General features: G+C 42.5%; 2 protein-coding genes. Both read right to left on the bottom strand.

Annotation, left to right across the window (positions count from 1 at the left end):
- Window positions 1-615: YggS family pyridoxal phosphate-dependent enzyme (locus NT178_00020; protein MCX5810923.1), on the bottom strand; the 615-nt coding region annotated here is incomplete at its 3' end.
- A 91-nt stretch (window positions 616-706) separates the two neighbouring features.
- Window positions 707-1,297 (bottom strand): Maf family protein, encoded by a 591-nt coding sequence (locus NT178_00025; GenBank protein ID MCX5810924.1) that lies wholly within the window; start codon window positions 1,295-1,297, stop codon window positions 707-709.
- Between the last annotated feature and the right edge of the window lie 226 nt (window positions 1,298-1,523).

Consider the following 1,523-nt stretch of genomic DNA (forward strand, 5'->3'; position numbering starts at 1 on the left):
TACCTCAAAATCAGAAGACATTCCCATGGATAGCTCAGTCATGTTTAACAAAAACTCTCTGTTTGCCTCATGCAGCGTTTCCCCGAGTCCCTTGAACACGCCCCTTACCTCTTCCGGGTCATCTACGAAGGGCGCCATCGTCATGAGTCCGACAGGCTTGATGTTTTTCAACTGATTTACCCTTTCAAGCATCCGCTTCAGGTTATCCACGGTAGTGCCCTGTTTGGTGGCTTCGCCTGAGAGATTCAATTCGAATAACACATTCATCTCCTTACCGTATCTATCAAGCAATTCAGCAAGTTCCCATCGGTCAACAGAGTGAATATAACCGAACATGCCCGGCAGAAATTTTACCTTATTTGTCTGTATATGGCCAATCATATGCCAGCTTATCTCTTCGCAAGGGGTAATCTCTTCGATCTTCTTTTTTGCTTCCTGGATATAATTTTCACCAAAATCTTTCAAACCGCACGCCATGGCTTCCTTTATTCTACCAATATCCACTCTTTTTGTCACACCAATTAAACGTACTTCTGATGCAGACCTTCCGGATCTGGCGCACGCCTTTTCAATCTTTTCCTGTACTGTTTTTATTGCATCGCCAATGTTCTGCATATGTGGTTTCTTTAGTTTCTTTAGTTTCTCTTGTTTCTCTATCAGCTATCAGCTATCAGCTATCAGCAATCAGCAATCAGCCATGAGCCAATTACGAAAGCACACCCAACGACAATAGCGCCTCTGCAACTTCGCATATGGGCAGGCCAACAACATTTGCGTATGATCCTTTTATCTCTTTTACCATGTAACCGCCCTTGCCCTGGACGGCGTATGAGCCGGCCTTATCAAAAGGTTCGGATGTTTTTATATACCGTTTAATCTCATCGTCAGACAAACCCTTTACATAAACCCTTGTCTCAACTGCATCCCTGTATGTTATGTTTCTGGATATGTTAAGGACGCAATAACCCGTAATAACCCGGTGCCACTTTCCGCTCAGAATCTTCAGCATATTGAATGCATCGCTGTCATTCTTCGGCTTTCCCAGTATCTTGCCCTTCAATACCACTACCGTATCAGCACCGATAACCCACTTATCAGGAAAGAGGTTTCCAACTTTATGTGCCTTTTCATAAGATACCCTTAGCACAAAATCCTTCGGCAGTTCATCCTTCTTTCTTCGCTCATCAATGTTCGGGGGTATAATGGAGAATGATATGCCCAGGGTTCTTAAGATATCGACCCTGCGGGTTGACTCGCTTGCCAGTATGATTGAATCGCCTTCTTTGACTTGAAACATATTCCTCTCCTATCGTAGAATAGTAAAAATATATGAAATTCTCTTTGATTTCAAGTTAAATATGTTGATGAAACAGTAAAAGGTGAAAGGTGAAAAGACAGGGAAATGGGAAAGGTAAAGGTGAAAGGCATTTTTTACCACAGATGGACGCAGATTAACACGGATAACAGCGGATGAATAGTTTCTTTACCTGATTTGTGATAGATCGTCAAATCAGGTAAAACAA

Source organism: Pseudomonadota bacterium (assembly GCA_026388255.1).
Lineage (GTDB): Bacteria > Desulfobacterota > Syntrophorhabdia > Syntrophorhabdales > Syntrophorhabdaceae > JAPLKB01.